We start from the raw sequence: 18,492 nt of genomic DNA, 5'->3' as shown, positions 1-18,492 counted from the left end.
GGGTGTTGATCCGGATCAGTCAAATCACCGAATCACTGTCGGTGGCCTTCAAATGCTTACGACCGTCCACGGCGCCTGCTACGGTCAATGCGTCGGCTTCTGCTTCGGTGATGTAAACGCGCTGGCCGTTGATTTCAACCGCGGACATGGCTTTATCCGAGTCAGTGATGATGGTGACGTCGGGGCACAAGCGAATCTCTTCACCATTTTCGGTGGTGAAAAAGCACGTCTGGTTTTCGATGCGCACAGTCATGAAGGTGTCCTTTTCTCTGTGGGTTCTACAGTGTTAGGGCACAGCCGGCGATCATCGTTCGGTGCAACCGATTAATGGTCGGTGCGGTCCATGCTCTAACGAGCAATCACAAGGATTTGCACCATGAACGCTTGGTGGCATGAGGTTTGGGTAACGCTGCAAGAGGAGTTCGCCGACATTGGCGATGCGTCGCAACTGACGCGCATCACCGTACGGTTGCTGATCGCTGCGTTGCTGGGCGGCATTCTTGGGTTTGAGCGTGAGCAAAAGGGCAAGGCTGCCGGGGTTCGCACGCACATGCTGGTGGCATTGGGCGCGGCATTGTTTGTACTGGTGCCGCAGATGTCGGGGTCCCAGGCTGATGCGATGAGTCGGGTGGTGCAGGGCGTGATCGCCGGGATAGGTTTTCTCGGCGCTGGCACTATCCTGAAAAACCAGGAGGGGGATGAGGGCCACGTCAAAGGCCTGACCACCGCCGCCGGATTGTGGATGACGGCGGCGATCGGGGTGTCGGCCGGCTTGGGGCGCGAGGCGACGGCGGTTTTCAGTACGTTGCTCGCGCTGGCGATTTTCAGTGTGATGCCCAAGGTCGTGAAAATGCTCGATAAAGATCAGGACCAACCATAGGACTGTAGGAGCTGTGTAGGAGCTGTCGAGTGAAACGAGGCTGCGATCTTTTGACTTTGATATTTAAAAAAACAAGATCAAAAGATCGCAGCCTCGTTTCACTCGACAGCTCCTACAGTCCGACCAGTCCGACCAGTCCGACCAGTTTTACGGTTCAGGGTTTGACGATTACCGGCGGCATGGTGTCCGGAGGGTCTTCCCGGGGCGGTGGCGTGGTTCCCGGTGGCTCTTGTTCGGGGACCGGTGCCGGGTCCGTCGGCGGGATGGTCGGCTGGTCGATGTTCGGATCCGGTGTCTCGGCGGGGATCGGGATACTCATGATTGAAGCCTCCTTGTGGTACATGGCGTAAGTCGTGCTTAAGTTTGTTGACCCACAGGTCACGGATTTGATTCCCGGAAAATGGGCGTGAACTTTTCCCCGCGCCTGTCGCTCGGAACCTAAGTGAGTTCATTCCGGAGCAGATAATTGCGTGTGAATGACAACCAGACACATGAGCGTCCATGGGGCGTAAAGGAGAGATGCTCGATGACTGCTGAAAAACCGACTGAGTTGAACTACAACCCGCACATGCCGCTGTCGCAGGCGTTATTGCTGCCGCGCATTGCCATTGAAAACGTCATGCCGACCCTCGATGGAGGCCAATTCGCCGTCAAAGCGGTGGTGGGGCAAGACGTCGTGGTGACCAGCAAAGTGTTCGCCGACGGTCACGACAAACTGGCCGTCAGGGTGCGCTGGCAGGCCGATGGTGACGATGTCTGGCACAGCGAGACCATGACTGAGCTGGGCAATAACGGCTGGCAAGGCCAGTTCCGTGTTGAGCAACAGGGTCGCTATGTGTTTTGCATCGAAGCCTGGATCGATCAGTACGCCAGCTTCTGTTATGAAATCGAGAAAAAGCACGTGGCCGGTGTGCCCATCAGCCTGGAGTTGCAGGAAGGGCGGCATCAGGTTCAGCACGCGGCTGAGCGTTCCGAAGGGCCGCTGAGCGAAGAGCTGGCGGCGTTGCACCATGAATTGTCCGGTCTGCTCGAAGCCGAGCAGGTTGCGCTGTTTCTGCACCAACATAGCGCCGACCTGATGGCGCAGGCCGATCATCGCGCGTACTTGAGCCTCAGCCCCGAGTACCCGGTGGATGTCGAGCGAGAACTGGCCCAGTTCGCCAGTTGGTATGAGCTGTTTCCGCGCTCGATCACTGACGACCCAGCGCGCCACGGCACCTTCAATGACGTGCACTCGCGGCTGGCGATGATCCAGGACATGGGTTTCGACGTGCTGTATTTCCCGCCGATCCACCCGATTGGCCGCAGCTTCCGTAAAGGCCCGAACAATTCCCTGACTGCCGGCCCCGATGATCCGGGTAGCCCGTATGCCATTGGCAGCGAGGAGGGCGGGCACGAGGCGATTCATTCCGAACTCGGCACCCGTGAAGACTTCCGCCGATTGGTCGCGGCGGCGGCTGGCCACGGGCTGGAAATCGCCCTGGACTTCGCCATCCAGTGTTCCCAGGACCATCCATGGCTCAAGCAGCATCCGGGCTGGTTTAACTGGCGCCCGGACGGCACGATCAAATACGCCGAGAACCCACCGAAGAAATACCAGGACATCGTCAACGTCGACTTCTATGCCACCGACGCGATTCCCAGTTTGTGGGTCGAATTGCGTGACATCGTTGTCGGTTGGGTCGAAGAGGGTGTGAAGATCTTTCGCGTGGACAACCCTCACACCAAACCGCTGCCGTTCTGGCAATGGTTGATCGCCGATGTGCGGGCGTTGTACCCCGAGGTGATTTTCCTCGCCGAAGCCTTTACCACCCCGGCGATGATGGCGCGATTGGGCAAGGTGGGTTATTCCCAGAGCTACACCTACTTCACCTGGCGCAATACCAAGACAGAGCTGGCGACCTATTTCACCGAGCTCAATGAGTCGCCATGGCGCGAATGCTACCGGCCGAACTTCTTCGTCAATACCCCGGACATCAACCCGGCATTTCTGCATGAGTCCGGCCGTGCCGGTTTTCTCATTCGTGCTGCGCTGGCCACCATGGGCTCCGGCTTGTGGGGCATGTATTCGGGCTTTGAACTGTGTGAGGCCGCGCCGGTACCAGGCAAGGAGGAATACCTCAATTCCGAGAAGTACGAGATTCGCCCTCGGGACTTCAATGCCCCCGGCAACATCATTGCCGAGATCGCCCAGCTCAACCGCATCCGCCGACAGAATCCGGCGCTGCACACGCACCTGGGCTTGAAGGTCTACAACGCGTGGAACGACAACATCCTGTATTTCGGCAAGCGCAGTGCGGACGGCAGCAACTTCATTCTGGTGGCCGTCAGCCTCGATCCGCATAACGTGCAGGAGGCGAACTTCGAGTTGCCGCTGTGGGAAATGGGCTTGCCGGACGACGCCATCACCCAGGGCGAAGACTTGATGAGCGGCCACCGCTGGACCTGGCACGGCAAGTATCAGTTCATGCGGATCGACCCCGCTCATCAGCCATTCGGCATCTGGCGCATCACCATTTCTTAAAGGCATCGCTGTAACGACACACGTGCTGACAGATGAATCACCTGTAGGAGCTGACGAGTGAAACGAGGCTGCGATCTTTTGATCTTTGGCGCCTCTGCAGGCGCTGAAGATCACGATCAAAAGATCGCAGCCTCGTTTCACTCGTCAGCTCCTACAGTGGGGTGTGCGGTTTTCGAGGTTCAGCAGGTGTGGCTATCCGAATTCAACAGGAGTTTCAAATGGCGAAGAAACCCAAGGCTGCCACCTTTATCAAAGACCCGCTCTGGTACAAGGATGCGGTGATTTACCAGGTTCACGTTAAGTCTTTTTTCGACTCCAACAATGACGGGATCGGCGACTTTCCCGGTCTTATCGCCAAACTCGATTACATTGCCGACCTGGGCGTCAACACCATCTGGCTGTTGCCGTTCTATCCCTCGCCACGGCGCGACGATGGTTACGACATTGCCGAATACCGTGGCGTGCATCCTGACTACGGCACCCTGGCCGACGCCAAGCGGTTCATCTCCGAGGCCCACAAACGCGGGCTGCGGGTGATCACCGAGCTGGTCATCAACCACACCTCCGACCAACACGCCTGGTTCCAGCGCGCCCGTAAGGCCAAACCCGGTTCGGCGGCGCGGGACTTCTATGTCTGGTCCGATGACGATCAAAAATACGACGGCACCCGCATCATCTTTCTCGACACCGAGAAGTCCAACTGGACCTGGGACCCGGTCGCCGGCCAGTATTTCTGGCACCGCTTCTACTCCCACCAGCCGGACCTGAATTTCGACAACCCGCAAGTCATGAAAGCCGTGCTGTCGGTGATGCGCTACTGGCTCGACATGGGCATCGACGGCTTGCGGCTGGACGCCATTCCGTACCTGATCGAACGCGACGGCACCAACAACGAAAACCTGCCAGAGACCCACGACGTCCTCAAGCAGATCCGTGCCGAAATCGACGCCAATTACCCCGACCGCATGCTGCTGGCCGAGGCCAATCAGTGGCCGGAAGACACCCAGCTGTATTTCGGTGACACCGATAAGAAAGGCCTGAACGGCGATGAATGCCACATGGCCTTTCACTTCCCGTTGATGCCGCGCATGTACATGGCGCTGGCCCAGGAAGATCGCTTCCCGATCACCGACATCCTGCGTCAGACCCCGGAAATTCCAGCCAACTGCCAGTGGGCGATTTTCCTGCGCAACCACGATGAGCTGACCCTGGAAATGGTCACCGACAAAGAGCGCGATTACCTGTGGAATTACTACGCGGCCGACCGTCGGGCGCGGATTAACCTGGGCATTCGCCGTCGCCTGGCTCCGTTGATGGAGCGCGATCGTCGTCGTGTGGAATTGCTCAACAGCTTGCTGCTATCGATGCCTGGCACGCCGACGATGTATTACGGCGATGAAATCGGCATGGGCGACAACATCTACCTCGGTGACCGCGACGGCGTACGCACGCCGATGCAGTGGTCGATCGACCGTAACGGCGGCTTCTCCCGCGCCGACCCGGCCAGCCTGGTGTTGCCGCCGATCATGGACCCGCAATACGGCTACCTGTCGGTCAACGTCGAAACCCAGGCCGGCGATCCGCATTCACTGCTGAACTGGACGCGGCGCATGCTCGCGGTGCGCAAGCAATCCAAGGCGTTCGGTCGCGGCACCCTGAAAATGCTTTCGCCGACCAACCGGCGGATTCTGGCCTACACCCGGGAATTCACCGGGCCGGACGGCAAGCACGAAATCATCCTCTGCGTGGCCAACGTGTCGCGTAGCGCGCAAGCGGCGGAGCTGGACCTGTCGGCTTATGTCGGGATGGTGCCGGTGGAGATGCTTGGCGGTAATGCTTTCCCGCCAATTGGTCAGCTGAATTTCCTGCTGACCCTGGCGCCTTACGGTTTCTATTGGTTCGGACTCGCTGCGGAGAATCAAATGCCTAGCTGGCACGTTGAACCGGCACAAAGCCTGCCGGATTTCACCACCCTGGTGTTGAAGAAACGCATGGAAGAACTGCTCGAAGCGCCGTCACGCGGCACGCTGGAGCAAAGCATCTTGCCTAACTGGTTGCAGAACCGTCGCTGGTTTGCCGGCAAGGATGCAGCCATCGAGAAGGTCAACCTCGCTTACGGCGTGCGCTTCGGTGATGCGCAGCATCCGGTGTTGCTGAGCGAGATCGAGGTCACCAGTGGTGGCCAGACCAGCCGCTATCAACTGCCGTTCGGCTTCATCGCTGATGATCAGGTCGGACCGGCACTGCCGCAGCAACTGGCGCTGTCACGGGTGCGTCGCGGGCCGCAAGTGGGCTTGATCACCGATGCGTTCAGCCTGGAAAGTTTTATCCGCGCGGTGGTGCTGGGCATGCAAGACAGCACCGTATTGCCGTCGGATGGCGGCGAGATCCGCTTCGAGCCGACCGCCGAGCTGAGCAAGCTGGGCCTGACGGCCGAGTCGGAAGTGCGCTACCTGTCTGCCGAGCAATCCAACAGTTCGGTGGTGGTGGGCAAAAGCATGGTGCTCAAGCTGATCCGTAAAATCGCCACGGGCGTGCACCCGGAATTGGAGATGAGCGCCTATCTGACCCAGGCCGGGTTCGCCAACATCTCGCCGCTGCTGGGCTCGGTGATTCGCCGCGATGCAAACGGTGAAGACAATTTGCTGATGATTGCCCAAGGTTATCTGAGTAATCAGGGTGATGCCTGGGAATGGACCCAGAACAACCTCGAACGGGCGCTGCGCGATGAACTGGCCGATGCCATGTCGGAGCAGGAGCAGCATTACAACGCGCTGGGCGAGCTCAAGGACTTCGCCGGCATGCTCGGCCAACGACTCGGTGAGATGCACCAGGTGCTGGCTGCGCCTACCGACAACCGGGAATTCGCTCCGCAAGTCACCACGCAAAAAGAGGCTCTGGCTTCGGCCAAGGACGTGGCGGCGCAGGTGGAACACGCGCTGAAACTGCTCAAAGAGCATCAAAACGAACTGAACCCTGCGGACAAAACCTTGGTCAGTCGTTTACTGGACAACAAAAAAACCATCCTCAGCCATGTTCAGGAGCTGGGCAAAAAAGCAGTGGGTGGTTTGCGTATTCGTGTCCACGGTGATTTGCACCTGGGGCAAGTGCTGGTGATCAAGGGCGACGCTTACTTGATCGACTTTGAGGGTGAACCGGCGCGGCCGTTGAGCGAACGACGCGGCAAGCACAGCCCCTATAAAGATGTGAGCGGTGTGTTGCGCTCCTTCGATTACGCCGCGGCGATGGCGATCAATGTGCAAAACGTCGACAACACCGTCGAAGCCCGTGCGGCACGTCAACGGGTAGCCGACCGTTATTTGAATGATGCAAAACTGGCATTTGTCGACGCTTATCGGCTGGCGGCAGCTAGTCTTGCTCATGCATGGCAAGATCCGGAAGGCGAGGACGCCTCGCTGGCGTTGTTCGGTCTGGAGAAGGCGGCCTATGAGGTGGCGTATGAGGCTGAAAATCGCCCCACTTGGTTGCCGGTGCCATTGCATGGATTGTTTGGATTATTGAGTGGGCTTAAACCCTTTTCCGATCTTGGTGGAGAGTAGTTATGAGTTTCTCGAACAAGGAACAGGGTCACGCTAAAGAGGCGCTGCTGCCCAGATCGCGGGATATCGACGCGCTGGTGCGCGCTGAACATCACGACCCCTTTGCAATTCTTGGCCCCCACGGCGATGGCGCCGGTGGGCAATTCATTCGTGCTTACCTGCCGGACGCGCTCAGCGTGCACGTACTGGCCAAGGACACCGGCGAAGAGCTCGGTATCCTTGAGGCCACGCAGACGCCGGGCCTGTTTGTCGGGCATTTCGACCGGGCTCAGCCGTACATGCTGCGAACCCGTTGGGCGGGCGGCGAGCAGGTCTCTGAAGACCCCTACAGCTTCGGCGCGTTGCTTGGCGAGATGGACTTGTATCTGTTCGCCGAAGGCAATCACCGCGACCTGAGCGCGTGCCTAGGCGCGCAGCTGAAGAACGTCGACGGTGTCGATGGCGTGCGTTTCGCCGTGTGGGCGCCGAACGCCAAGCGCGTGTCGGTGGTGGGCGACTTCAACAATTGGGACGGTCGCCGCCATCCGATGCGCCTGCGTCATCCGACCGGGGTCTGGGAGCTGTTCATTCCGCGCATGCAGGCCGGGGAGGCCTACAAGTACGAGATCCTGGGCGCCAACGGCATCCTGCCGCTCAAGGCAGATCCGATGGCCCTGGCCACCTCACTGCCGCCGGACACGGCCTCGAAAGTCGCATCGCCGTTGACCGTCGACTGGCAGGATCAGGCCTGGATGGAGTCGCGTGTGGAGCGCTCACGTCCGAGTGCGCCGCTGTCGATCTACGAATTGCACGCCGGCTCCTGGCAGTGCGAGCTGGATGATCTGGGCGAAGTGGCCCGCCAGTACACTTGGCATGAACTTGGCGAACGGTTGATTCCGTACGTGAAGGAGCTGGGATTCACCCACATCGAACTGATGCCGATCATGGAACACCCGTTCGGCGGTTCGTGGGGATATCAGCTGCTGTCGCAATTCGCCCCAAGCGCTCGTTATGGTTCGCCGGATGACTTCGCAGCCTTCGTCAACGCCTGCCACTTGGCCGACATTGGTGTGATCCTCGATTGGGTGCCGGCGCATTTCCCTACCGACACTCATGGCCTGGCGCAATTCGATGGCACCGCGCTGTACGAATATGGCAACCCGATGGAAGGTTTCCATCAGGATTGGGACACGCTGATCTACAACCTCGGCCGCACCGAAGTGCACGGCTACATGCTGGCTTCGGCGCTGCACTGGCTCAAGCATTTCCACATCGACGGCTTGCGGGTCGATGCCGTGGCCTCGATGCTTTATCGCGATTACTCGCGCAAGGCCGGCGAGTGGGTGCCGAACCGTCATGGCGGTCGCGAGAACCTCGAAGCCATCGACTTCCTGCGCCACCTCAACGATGTGGTCAACCTCGAAGCCCCCGGCGCAATGGTGATTGCCGAAGAATCCACCGCGTGGCCCGGCGTGAGCCAGAGCACGCAACAGGGTGGCCTGGGTTTCGACTACAAATGGAACATGGGCTGGATGCACGATTCGCTGCATTACATCCAGCAAGACCCGGTATACCGCGCCCATCATCACAACGAGCTGAGTTTCGGCCTGGTGTATGCCTGGTCCGAGCGTTTCATCCTGCCGATTTCCCACGATGAAGTGGTGCACGGCAAGCACTCGCTGATCGACAAGATGCCCGGCGATCGCTGGCAGAAATTCGCCAACCTGCGTGCCTATCTGAGTTTCATGTGGGCGCATCCGGGCAAGAAACTGTTGTTCATGGGTTGCGAATTCGGTCAGTGGCGCGAGTGGAATCACGATCAGCAACTGGACTGGTACTTGCTGCAGTACTCGGAGCACAAAGGTGTGCAGAAGCTGGTCGGCGACCTCAATCGCTTGTACCGCGAAGAACCGGCGATGCATGAGCAGGACGATGCGCCGCAAGGCTTCCAGTGGTTGATTGGCGACGACGCAATCAACAGCGTCTACGCATTCATGCGTTGGAGCAAGGATGGCCGGCCGGCGCTGGTGGTGGCGAACTTCACGCCGGTGCCGCGTGAGGCCTATCGCATTGGCGTGCCGATTGCCGGACGCTGGAGCGAGGTGATCAACAGCGATGCCGCGATGTATGCCGGTTCCAATTACGGCAACAGCGGCGGCGCGTTCACTGAAGAAGAGCCGAGCCACGGGCAACCGCTTTCGCTGGTGTTGAATTTGCCGCCACTGGCGGTATTGATTCTGCGCCCGGAAGGCTGATCTAAAGCCGCGTCGCGCCCATCGCGAGCAGGCTCACTCCCACACCGGTTCTGTGTACGACACAAATCCACTGTGGGAGCTAGCCTGCTAGCGATGGCGTCCGCCCAGGCAACACATTTCTTAAAACTGCCCCACCCATTGATCTCATGCCTTACACAAATCCAATTGTGGGAGCTAGCCTGCTAGCGATGGCACCAGCCCAAGCACCACATTTCTCGAAACCTGCCCCTCACCAACGCATCCGCACACCCAGACTCGCAATCAGCCCGTTCAAATCATTTTCGTCCACGACACTGCTGTAATCGGCGCTGACGTACAGGCTCACCGCAGGCGTAACCCGCGCCACCAGCCCCAAGCCCACGTCAACGGTCGATGAATTGCGACTGCTGCTGATTTTGTCGACTTGATCGAGGGTCACGGTATTGCCGGTATAAACGGTGTGCCACAAGTTGGTCCGCACATAGGGCTCGACCGGCAGGCCATGGAGATCGTAGCTACCTTTCAAGCGTGCGCCGACCCGGCCGCTCCAGGACGTCACATCTGTCGACGACACATTGTCCGAGCCTGCATAAGGCGTATCGAGCGTGATGCGCTGGTTGATCAACTGTGCTTGCGGTTCGACCACCCAGTTATCGCCCAGACCGATCGGGTAACCGCCTTCCACCGACAACGTCACCGCGCTGCCTTCAGTCGCCTGCCGCTGACCCTGGTCGTTGCGGCTGTAGCCGTTGACACGGCCACCACTGGCGGTCAAATCCACATGCCAGCCTTGTTGGCCCGTCAGGCTCCAGTAGGCGCCGAAGCTCTGGCCTTGAAGGTTAAGGGTGTCATTGGCAGGGTCGGACAGCGCCCGGCTGGTGAACAGTCTGTTGTTGTTGCCTTGTACGAACGTTATGCCGCCGATCAGCCCGATCTGCTGGGAATGGCCGTTATCGCTTTGCAGGGTCAGGATCGCCGGTCCTTTGAGTTCGGAACTGCCGGGGACGGAAAAATCCTGAGCCATAAAATCGGTTTGCGCTTGGCGTGACGCCTGTCCATACACCTGATCCCACGCCGCTGGAGCGGCGTCTTCGATGGTCAGGTGTGAGCTTCGGGTATCGGAGCCGGCGCTGAAGTGGCCGGGGTAGAGCGCGGAGAGCGAGGTGGCGGGCAAGCTCAGGACCGGAACATCCTGGCGATACCAGGGTGTGGAGTCATCCTCGGCGGGGCCCGCCTGAACTTCGAGGGATGAGCACAACAGCAGTGAGCTGGAGACAGTGCAAAAAGTAACTTTGATCTCTTGTCGGGTGAATGAAGTTTTCATGGAGGTCTACCTTGCAATCGCATGCCGTATCTCGCTTTGGCGTCTCTCCTACCCCGAATGAGGGGCGACCGAATGGATTGAGGCAAGCCGCTGGCCGCCCGATTTCGCGGGTGTCTTTGGGTTGCCCCTGGTGGTATTTCCGGGGGTAGTAACGTGAAGCTAAGAAGACCCCAGGCATTGCGTCAAGAAAATGGACGATGAGTGGTATGCCTAAATCAGGGGTCGCAACTAATTGTTTTTCGGTGCTTATCTAAGTTCTTGTTTGTACGAAAATTCATCGTGCGAACCGCGAGCCAGAGGTCTCGAACAGCCGACAATCGGTGTTTCAGTCCTCGGGTCTTTACCAATCTGCCCGTGGTTCTTTGCTGTCAATTCTGCCGCAGCCCGGACTCTTCACCTTAAGTCCGGGCAAGGCTCACGTGGCGACTGCAGTTCAACGAGGACTCAGAGGTGCACTTCTACCGCCAATGGCAAATGGTCCGACAAATGTGTCCACGGACGATGACCAAGGATGCGCGGGTTATGGCTACTGGCGTTACGCAGATAGATCCGGTCCAGGCGCAACAGTGGAAACCGCGCCGGGTAGGTTTTCGCCGGTCGGCCATTGTGGCGTTCGAACGCTTCGTGCAGGTAATCGCGACGGGCGAGGGCGGTGTTGCCATGCAACTGCCAGTCGTTGAAGTCGCCGGCAATGATCACGGGTGCGTCGTCGGGCAGGGATTCGAGCAGTTGGCAGAGCAATTGGAGCTGCAACTGGCGATGGCTTTCCAGCAGGCTCAGGTGAACGCAGATGGCGTGAACTTCAACGTGCCCCGGCACATCCAGGACGCAGTGCAATAAACCACGTCGTTCGGGGCCGGTGATCGAGACGTCGAGGTTGCGGTGTTCGCGGATCGGGTATTTGGACAGCAACGCGTTGCCGTGATGGCCATTGGGATAAACGGCGTTGCGCCCATAGGCGAAATCGCTCCACATGCTGTCGGCCAGGAACTCGTATTGCGAGGTCTGTGGCCAGTCGTTGTAGCGGGAAGAATGGCGCTCGTGTTCACCGACCACTTCCTGCAGGAACACCAGGTCCGCCGAGGTACTGCGCACGGCTTCTCGCAGTTCGGGAAGGATGAAACGCCGGTTGAGGGCGGTAAATCCCTTGTGTGTGTTGACGGTCAGAACCCGCAATCGATGAATCGCCGAGGGCGTGTTCAAGGGCGCGGATTCGACGGCTCGCTGCTCGGAATCGCTGGTCACGGTCACTCCTCTGAATCTGGGCTGCATCTCTATGCGACTGATGCAGCGCCAGGCAGTTCAGAGTGATTGGTCGCCAGCGGTCTTCCCGACAGCAAGTAACAGCCGGTGAGAAGGTGCTGTCAGACGAAGACGATTTCGTAAGGCAAGCGCATGCGTTCGAGAATCACCCGGGGCAGCAGCGGCGCAATGCCGAGGGCGGGTTCGCCGTCGAGTTGACTGGCGTAGGCATGGGTGGCGTGGCTTTTGCGCGCGACGGTCCAGGTGTCGAGGCGCAGTTTGCGGGCACGGTGCCACGGCATCAGCCCTTGATCGCGACTCGGCCAGTGCCAGGCCCAGACCGGTACTTCGTTGAACGTCGCGCCGACCATGCTTGCCGCATTGGCGCTGGCGCGGCCGACGGCGTCATGGTCGCTGGTGCCGTCTTCGCGCCAGGTGCTGAACACCGCGTCGCCGGGACGCAGATAACGGGCGATGAATTGGGTCAGTTGAGTCTCCCGCTCGGCCAGGGCGTTATCGGTGAAGCCGCCGCGAATCCATTTCAGGCTGTGCATCGGCAAGCCGAGGCGGCGCAAGGCTTCGACGCTTTCCTGGCCGCGAAACACGCTCAGGCGCTTCTCCGACCATTGTTGCGAACCGGGGTGACTGGCGCTGCCGTCGGTGATGGAGATCAATTGCAGGGGATGTCCAAGGGTGGACAACAACTGAAGCAGCCCGCCGCACATGACCACTTCATCGCCGGGGTGCGGCGCGATGACCACGGCGCGCGCGCCGACGGGAATCAGGGTCTGGGTGTTGATGACGGGGATGTTGTCCAGTTGCAGGGCGCTGTTCCAGATCTGTCCTGGCAGGCTGCTTTCGATGATGGAAACGGGTTTCATCGGGCTACGTCCTTGTTCTGTTTAATAGCGATGTGCCGCGCTCCATACCCTGGATTGCCGCGCAGAGAGTATTGCTCAAGACACGCTATTCGTCGCCTCGCCGTTTCATCCGAAGCGTTTTTTTTTAATCGGTTTGTACCAGGTCTCGCAAATAATCACCGAAACCGCCGCGGGCACGACTGTCCAGGCGGGCGCTGGTGAGCACTTGCGGGCGATGACTCCAGGCAATATTGGCGCCGCAGCGTTCAAGTTGTCGCACCAGTTGCACATCTTCATCACAGGCCAGCGGTTCGAATCCACCGGCACGCTGATAGGCCTCGGCGCTGATGCCCAGGTTGGCGCCGTGAATATGCCGATGGCCGTCACGGGCCTGATAGTGCTGGTGATAGCGAATCTGCGCCGACTCGTCGAACGACTCGTGCCACGCCTCGACCGTCACCGTGCCGCAGACCGCGTCGACATCAAGCGCCAGTTGTGCCACCAGCCAGTCATGGGCGACACGGCTGTCGGCATCGGAGCAGGAAATCCAGCGCGCACCACGCTCCAGCAGAAAGTGCGCGCCAGCGGCACGGGCCTGACCGACATTGCGCGCCTCGATTGCCAGGCAGTGCACTGGAAAACTACTGACGATCTCTGATGAGCGATCGGTGCAGCTGTCGAGTACCACCAGTATCTCGACGGTTTCGCCGTCCAGTCGTTCGTGTTGCGCGGCGAGCAGCGCCGCTTGCAGACAATCTTCGAGCAGGTCTTCTTCGTTATGCGCCGGGATCAGGATGCCGATCATCGCAAACCCTCCAGCGCCGCCACAGAACGGGGTTCGCGACTCCAGAGTTCAAGCAGGAAATCCGCTTCCTGATGCAGGACCAGACGCGGTAAATGCAGATGTTCGTGGAGCATGTCATGGACTTGCCGCGCATTGAGCGGGCAGCCGTCGATGGGCGGACGCCAGTGGCAGGCCAGGAGCTGGCCGTCGGCGGTCAATGACTGCTCGGCCTGTACGATCAGCTGCTTCAGGTCCTCGGCGTCGAGGTAATAGCCGATTTCGCTGATCACGATCAGGTCGAATTTCTCGTCTGGCCAATCCTCGGGCAATCGGCTTTGGCGAACCTCGGCGTGATCGAACGGCCCGAGCCGCGTACGGGCGAGCGCTACGGCAGCCGCCGCTGTATCGCAGCACAGCAAGCGATCGCAGCGACTGGCCAGTTCAAAGCTCAGCTCAGCGTTGGCGCAGCCGGGCTCGAAGATCGCGCGGTAGCGGGGGCGAGGCAGGGCGGCGAGGGTGACTGCGCGTTTGCGCTGTTCATACCAGCGTTGACGGAACGACCATGGATCATCGTTGCCGGCAAACAAACCGTCGAAATAGCGATCCTCGACGCTCATAGAAACACCACTTCGAACGGTTGCAGTAGTCGCTCCAGCACAAAAGGCGCCAGCACCGGCGGCAAGCCGATGTGCGGGTCGCCTTCCAGTTGGCTGGCAAAGGCGTGGATGGCGTGGCGTTTGCGCGCGACCAGCGCCGGGTCGAGGAGGATTTTGCGTGCGCGCTGCCATGGCACGAAGCTGTCTTCGGGCGCGGCCCAATGCCAGGTCCACACGGGCAGCTCATGCAGGGTCGCGCCGACGCGGGTTGCCGCTTCGGCGCTGGCTCGGCCTACCGCCTCGTGATCGCAATGACCGTCTTCGCGCCACGTGGTAAAGACCACATCGTTGGGCCGTAGATGCCGTTCGATGAACGTGCTCAACTCGTCTTCGCGGTCGGCCACATGGCTGTCAGTGAAGCCGCCGCGCAACCATTTCAGGCTGTGCAGTGGCAGGCCGAGGCGGCGCAAGGCTTCGACTGACTCTTGCGGGCGAACCGCGCTCAGTCGTTCCACCGGCCAGCGCTTTGAGCCTGGGTGACTGGCGCTGCCATCGGTGACCGAGATCAGTTGCAAGGGGCGACCGGCAGCGGCGAGCAATTGCAGCAATCCACCGCAGCCGAGCACTTCGTCATCCGGGTGCGGAGCGATGATGACGGCACGGGCGCCTTCGGGCACCAGGTCAAGAATGTCGATCACCGGCAGTTGCGCCAAGTGATGGGAGGTTTGCCATAAATGCAGGGGCGTGCCCTGGCCGACAATGGGGTTTGCTTTCATAACGTCCATGTTCCGTTGAGGACCTGTTTGCCAAGCGCCGCGAGATCTCGCTCAGCGTGGCTTTGACGCAGGAACACCGGTAAATCGGCGATCAATCGCGCGAACTGTCGGTCCTTGCAATAAGGTCCGGCACCCAAGGCGTGACCGACGTGCTGGATGACTTGTTCGACCGCGTGTTCCACCACTGCGCGAACGCGCCGGGCGAGCATTTCCGCGTCGTCCAGTGGCGCGGCGTCGATGGCCAGCGCGCTGACCCGCAACACCTCGGCTGCAGCGTGCAGCGCGCTGTCGACTGCACCCAGGTGGGCGAGGGCATGGGGTTCTTCACGTTGAGCACAATGAGTTCGCAGGCGTTCGGCGAGGCTTTGTGCTGCACCGTACCAGCAGGCGGCAATGCCGATGCCGCCTTGCCAGAAACCGGGCCGTTGCAGGTAGTCGCCAGGGTTGCCGATGGCCTGCGCTTCAGCACCGTCGAACGTTACCTCTACGCTGCCGGTGGCGCCCATGCCGACCGCTTGCCAGCCCTCGTCGGTAACGGTCACACCGGGTTGATCCAGTGCCACCGCGACCAATTGCTGACGGTCTTGTTCGTCCCAGGCGGTGAGCAAGGCATGACTCAACACCGCCGAACCCGAACACCAGGCCTTGCGCCCGTTCAGCGCCACCATCTGGCCCTGAGGGCTGACCCGAACCTTGGCTTGCGGCGGTTCCGCGGCCCACATGCCCCACGTACTGCCCGGCGTTGGCGAGCCACCGAGTTGCTGGATGATCGCCAGCGCATCGGTATGGCCTTCGTACAATTTGCACAACCCCAAATCGTGGGCGCCGACCTCGGCCAAACGCTGCAACCGCTCCAGCGTCCGGCCGCTACCCGGCAGCGGCAGCTGATCGAGACTGGCCTCGACCAGCGCCCACAGGCACCGGCCTAACGCCCGAGTATCGGCGTAGTCCGGTGGCTGGCGACTGAGAAACGCCTGTAGGTCCATTTCACTCTTCTTCCTCATGCTGCAATTCGAACAGCAGCAGCGAACGTCCGGTGACGGAATATTCGACACCGAAATCGAAGCGTTCCTGGCCGCGAATCGACGGTTGATTGGTGTCGATCATGCAGGTCCAGTGACCGCCATCAGGCACTTCGGGCAAGGTGAAGTTGACGATGTCGTGGTGTGCGTTGACCACCAGCAACAGGGTCGCGTCACCGCCCTTGCGGCGGATGCCGGTTTCCTGGGCGCGACCGTCGAGCAGCATGCCGAGGCATTTGCCGTGGGCTTCTTCCCATTGTTCGGAGGACATTTCACTGCCATCCGGCGCAAGCCAGGTGACGTCCTTGACGCCGATGTCCTCGTTGTAATTGCCCACCAGGAAGCGTCCGCGACGCAGGATCGGATAAGCCAGGCGCAGCTTGATCAGGCGTTTGACGAACTTGAGCAGGGCCTTGCCGTCTTCGCTGAGGTCCCAATTGACCCAGCCGATTTCACTGTCCTGGCAATACGCGTTGTTGTTGCCTCCCTGGGTCCGGGCAAATTCGTCACCGGCCACCAGCATCGGCGTGCCTTGGGACAGCAGCAACGTGGCGAAGAAATTGCGCATCTGCCGCTGGCGCAGTTCGTTGATCTCGGGATCGTCGGTCGGGCCTTCGACGCCGTGGTTCCAGGACAGGTTGTTGTTGCTGCCGTCCTGATTGTTTTCGTCGTTGGCTTCGTTGTGCTTGTCGTTGTACGACACGAGGTCATTGAGGGTGAAACCGTCGTGCGCCGTGATGAAGTTCATCGATGCATACGGGCGACGGCCACGCTGGTTGAACATCTCGCCGGAGGCGGTCATGCGGCTGGCGAAGTCGGCCAGTTGACCTTCATCGCCTTTCCAGAAGGCACGCACGGTGTCGCGGAACTTGTCGTTCCACTCGACCCAGCCCGGTGGAAAGCCACCGACCTGATAACCGCCGGGACCACAATCCCAAGGCTCGGCGATCATTTTCACCTGGCGCAACACCGGGTCCTGACGGCAGGCGACGAGGAAGCTGTGACGTTCGTCGAAGCCTTCGTGGTAACGGCCGAGGATGGTCGCCAGGTCAAAGCGGAAACCGTCCACGTGCATTTCCGTGGCCCAGTAGCGCAGGGAGTCGGTGACCATTTGCAGCACGCACGGGTGACTCAGGTCCAGGGTGTTGCCGGTGCCGGAATCGTTGATGTAGTAGCGTTTGTCGTCCGGCATCAAGCGATAGTATGAGGCGTTGTCGATGCCGCGCATGGACAGGGTCGGGCCTTGCTCGTTGCCCTCGGCGGTGTGGTTGTAGACCACATCGAGGATCACTTCCAGATTGGCTTCGTGCAGGTGCGCGACCATCTCCTTGAACTCGGCGATCTTGCCGCTGGCCAGGTAGCGTGGGTCCGGGGCGAAGAACGCGATGCTGTTGTAGCCCCAGTAATTGGTCATGCCTTTGTGCAGCAGATGCTGGTCGTTGACGAAGGCGTGAATGGGCAGCAATTCCACCGACGACACGCCGAGCTTGCGAATGTGTTCCAGCACGTCATCGACCATCAGCCCGCCGAAGGTGCCACGCAAGTTCTCGGGGACGGAAGGGTGACGCATGCTGATACCGCGCACGTGGGTCTCATAGATGATCGTCTTGTCCCACGGCACGCTGACGCGCTGGTCGTTGCCCCAGGTGTGAGCCGGATCGATCACCTTGCACTTGGGCACGAACGGCGCGCTGTCGCGTTCATCGAAGCTGAGGTCGGCGTCGGGGTGGCCGATGGTGTAGCCGAACAAGGCTTCGGACCATTTCAATTCGCCAACCAGCTGCTTGGCGTACGGGTCGATCAGCAGTTTGTTGTGGTTGAAGCGATGACCGTTGGCCGGGTCATAGGCACCATAAACGCGGTAGCCATAGATCAAGCCAGGATGGGCGTCGGGCAAGTAACCGTGGTAAATCTCGTCGGTGTATTCAGGCAGTTCGATACGCTCGATTTCCACCTCGCCGGCATCGTCGAAGATGCACAGCTCGACCTTGGTCGCGTTGGCGGAAAACAAGGCAAAGTTGACCCCCAGACCATCCCAGGTTGCGCCCAGCGGGAAGGGCAGGCCTTCACGAATTCGCGAGGCCTCGACGTGAGGTTCTGGCGCGGCTTTTTTTGGACTGGTCATACATGCTCCTGCAAATAGGGGTGACGCAAATAGTGTGGTGTCCACCGGCCCTCTGTAGGAGCTGTCGAGTGAAACGAGGCTGCGATCTTTGGATGTTGCTTAAAGATCAAGATCAAAAGATCGCAGCCTCGTTTCACTCGACAGCTCCTACAGGGAACGGGGTGTTCCGGTTTTTTATGGGCGAACGCGCCCAATGTGGCGAGGGGGCTCGCCACGAGGTCAATCAATTCAATGTCGGGAAGCGTCAGACCGCAGGCGGTTTACGCGGCGCCTTAGGCTTTTTGTCAGCGGCTTTTTCGCCCGGCGGAATCACTTTTGAGGCCGCGGCAGGCTTGGCTTTGGCGCTGGCCTTTGGCGGCGCAGCCTTGCCATTGGCGCTTTTAGCCGCAGGGGATTTGGTGCCCGCAGTTTTGCTGCCAGCGGCCTTCGGCGACTTGCTCGGCGCCAGGGCTTCTGCTTCAGCCAGTTTGCGAGCCATTTCCCAATGCCGGGCGTCCTGGCCCTCAGGTTTCCCTTCCGATTCCCAGATTTGATAGGCAAATTCGCGAACGCGTTTATCGTCGGTACTCATCGCAATACTCCTGAA

At 60.0% G+C, this 18,492-nt stretch carries 15 protein-coding genes; 4 read left to right on the top strand and 11 right to left on the bottom strand.

The annotated features are described in order from the left end of the window. Window positions 1-19 precede the first annotated feature (19 nt). The gene (locus BLQ41_RS22660) at window positions 20-253 is read right to left on the bottom strand and encodes a DUF3203 family protein (protein ID WP_090184612.1); all 234 of its coding nucleotides are present in this window, start codon (window positions 251-253) and stop codon (window positions 20-22) included. Window positions 254-376: 123 nt separating this feature from the next. Between BLQ41_RS22660 and BLQ41_RS22655 the strand changes: the two genes are divergently transcribed. Further along, on the top strand, window positions 377-880 hold the full coding sequence (locus BLQ41_RS22655) for an MgtC/SapB family protein (protein ID WP_090184609.1): 504 nt from the start codon (window positions 377-379) through the stop codon (window positions 878-880). A 154-nt stretch (window positions 881-1,034) separates the two neighbouring features. Here BLQ41_RS22655 and BLQ41_RS30730 read toward each other — a convergent pair whose 3' ends face one another. Continuing rightward, window positions 1,035-1,199 (bottom strand): hypothetical protein, encoded by a 165-nt coding sequence (locus BLQ41_RS30730; RefSeq protein ID WP_167360501.1) that lies wholly within the window; start codon window positions 1,197-1,199, stop codon window positions 1,035-1,037. A gap of 207 nt (window positions 1,200-1,406) precedes the next feature. Here BLQ41_RS30730 and BLQ41_RS22650 point away from each other — a divergent pair, with 207 nt between their 5' ends. The 3 genes from BLQ41_RS22650 (at window position 1,407) to glgB (ending at window position 9,198) form a co-directional block, all read left to right on the top strand. Further along, entirely contained in the window at window positions 1,407-3,404 is a 1,998-nt protein-coding gene (locus BLQ41_RS22650; RefSeq protein WP_090184606.1) for an alpha-1,4-glucan--maltose-1-phosphate maltosyltransferase, read from the top strand. 218 nt (window positions 3,405-3,622) lie between these two features. Then, window positions 3,623-6,964 carry a maltose alpha-D-glucosyltransferase gene (treS, locus tag BLQ41_RS22645; RefSeq protein ID WP_090184604.1) on the top strand — a complete coding sequence of 1,114 codons (3,342 nt, stop codon included), beginning with the start codon at window positions 3,623-3,625 and terminating at the stop codon, window positions 6,962-6,964. Window positions 6,965-6,966: 2 nt separating this feature from the next. Then, window positions 6,967-9,198, top strand: a complete 2,232-nt coding sequence (gene glgB, locus BLQ41_RS22640) for a 1,4-alpha-glucan branching protein GlgB (protein ID WP_090184601.1) — start codon at window positions 6,967-6,969, stop codon at window positions 9,196-9,198. Window positions 9,199-9,427: 229 nt separating this feature from the next. Here glgB and BLQ41_RS22635 read toward each other — a convergent pair whose 3' ends face one another. The 9 genes from BLQ41_RS22635 to BLQ41_RS22595 all read right to left on the bottom strand — a co-directional run bounded on the left by BLQ41_RS22635 (window position 9,428) and on the right by BLQ41_RS22595 (window position 18,477). Continuing rightward, entirely contained in the window at window positions 9,428-10,501 is a 1,074-nt protein-coding gene (locus BLQ41_RS22635) for an autotransporter domain-containing protein (RefSeq protein ID WP_090184598.1), read from the bottom strand. Window positions 10,502-10,945: 444 nt separating this feature from the next. Then, window positions 10,946-11,746 (bottom strand): endonuclease/exonuclease/phosphatase family protein, encoded by an 801-nt coding sequence (locus BLQ41_RS22630; RefSeq protein ID WP_090184594.1) that lies wholly within the window; start codon window positions 11,744-11,746, stop codon window positions 10,946-10,948. A gap of 119 nt (window positions 11,747-11,865) precedes the next feature. Continuing rightward, window positions 11,866-12,624, bottom strand: coding sequence for a PIG-L deacetylase family protein (locus BLQ41_RS22625; protein ID WP_090184591.1), 759 nt, complete (start codon window positions 12,622-12,624; stop codon window positions 11,866-11,868). 124 nt (window positions 12,625-12,748) lie between these two features. Next, entirely contained in the window at window positions 12,749-13,408 is a 660-nt protein-coding gene (locus BLQ41_RS22620) for a glycosyltransferase (protein WP_090184588.1), read from the bottom strand. Further along, window positions 13,405-14,004 (bottom strand): SAM-dependent methyltransferase, encoded by a 600-nt coding sequence (locus BLQ41_RS22615; protein ID WP_090184585.1) that lies wholly within the window; start codon window positions 14,002-14,004, stop codon window positions 13,405-13,407. Before BLQ41_RS22615 ends, BLQ41_RS22620 begins: the two co-directional genes overlap by 4 nt. Continuing rightward, window positions 14,001-14,759, bottom strand: coding sequence for a PIG-L deacetylase family protein (locus tag BLQ41_RS22610; RefSeq protein WP_090184582.1), 759 nt, complete (start codon window positions 14,757-14,759; stop codon window positions 14,001-14,003). The genes BLQ41_RS22615 and BLQ41_RS22610 overlap by 4 nt, the downstream gene beginning before the upstream one ends. Continuing rightward, complete coding sequence (locus BLQ41_RS22605) at window positions 14,756-15,745, bottom strand: acyl-CoA dehydrogenase family protein (protein WP_090184579.1); 990 nt, start codon at window positions 15,743-15,745, stop codon at window positions 14,756-14,758. The genes BLQ41_RS22610 and BLQ41_RS22605 overlap by 4 nt, the downstream gene beginning before the upstream one ends. 1 nt (window position 15,746) lies before the next feature. Then, the gene (glgX, locus tag BLQ41_RS22600) at window positions 15,747-17,906 is read right to left on the bottom strand and encodes a glycogen debranching protein GlgX (RefSeq protein WP_090184575.1); all 2,160 of its coding nucleotides are present in this window, start codon (window positions 17,904-17,906) and stop codon (window positions 15,747-15,749) included. 244 nt (window positions 17,907-18,150) lie between these two features. Further along, window positions 18,151-18,477, bottom strand: a complete 327-nt coding sequence (locus tag BLQ41_RS22595) for a DUF2934 domain-containing protein (RefSeq protein WP_090184572.1) — start codon at window positions 18,475-18,477, stop codon at window positions 18,151-18,153. Window positions 18,478-18,492 lie beyond the last annotated feature (15 nt).

Source organism: Pseudomonas arsenicoxydans, assembly GCF_900103875.1.
In the GTDB taxonomy this organism is placed as follows: domain Bacteria; phylum Pseudomonadota; class Gammaproteobacteria; order Pseudomonadales; family Pseudomonadaceae; genus Aquipseudomonas; species Aquipseudomonas arsenicoxydans.
This window is presented reverse-complemented; position numbering and strand designations above follow the sequence as displayed.

What these genes read in the sequence shown, in the direction of transcription:
- BLQ41_RS22660 (WP_090184612.1), bottom strand. Translation starts at nt 253, where the DNA reads ATGACTGTGCGCATCGAAAACCAGACGTGCTTTTTCACCACCGAAAAT.
- BLQ41_RS22655 (WP_090184609.1), top strand. Translation starts at nt 377, where the DNA reads ATGAACGCTTGGTGGCATGAGGTTTGGGTAACGCTGCAAGAGGAGTTC.
- BLQ41_RS30730 (WP_167360501.1), bottom strand. Translation starts at nt 1,199, where the DNA reads ATGAGTATCCCGATCCCCGCCGAGACACCGGATCCGAACATCGACCAG.
- BLQ41_RS22650 (WP_090184606.1), top strand. Translation starts at nt 1,407, where the DNA reads ATGACTGCTGAAAAACCGACTGAGTTGAACTACAACCCGCACATGCCG.
- treS (WP_090184604.1), top strand. Translation starts at nt 3,623, where the DNA reads ATGGCGAAGAAACCCAAGGCTGCCACCTTTATCAAAGACCCGCTCTGG.
- glgB (WP_090184601.1), top strand. Translation starts at nt 6,967, where the DNA reads ATGAGTTTCTCGAACAAGGAACAGGGTCACGCTAAAGAGGCGCTGCTG.
- BLQ41_RS22635 (WP_090184598.1), bottom strand. Translation starts at nt 10,501, where the DNA reads ATGAAAACTTCATTCACCCGACAAGAGATCAAAGTTACTTTTTGCACT.
- BLQ41_RS22625 (WP_090184591.1), bottom strand. Translation starts at nt 12,624, where the DNA reads ATGAAACCCGTTTCCATCATCGAAAGCAGCCTGCCAGGACAGATCTGG.
- BLQ41_RS22620 (WP_090184588.1), bottom strand. Translation starts at nt 13,408, where the DNA reads ATGATCGGCATCCTGATCCCGGCGCATAACGAAGAAGACCTGCTCGAA.
- BLQ41_RS22615 (WP_090184585.1), bottom strand. Translation starts at nt 14,004, where the DNA reads ATGAGCGTCGAGGATCGCTATTTCGACGGTTTGTTTGCCGGCAACGAT.
- BLQ41_RS22610 (WP_090184582.1), bottom strand. Translation starts at nt 14,759, where the DNA reads ATGAAAGCAAACCCCATTGTCGGCCAGGGCACGCCCCTGCATTTATGG.
- BLQ41_RS22605 (WP_090184579.1), bottom strand. Translation starts at nt 15,745, where the DNA reads ATGGACCTACAGGCGTTTCTCAGTCGCCAGCCACCGGACTACGCCGAT.
- glgX (WP_090184575.1), bottom strand. Translation starts at nt 17,906, where the DNA reads ATGACCAGTCCAAAAAAAGCCGCGCCAGAACCTCACGTCGAGGCCTCG.
- BLQ41_RS22595 (WP_090184572.1), bottom strand. Translation starts at nt 18,477, where the DNA reads ATGAGTACCGACGATAAACGCGTTCGCGAATTTGCCTATCAAATCTGG.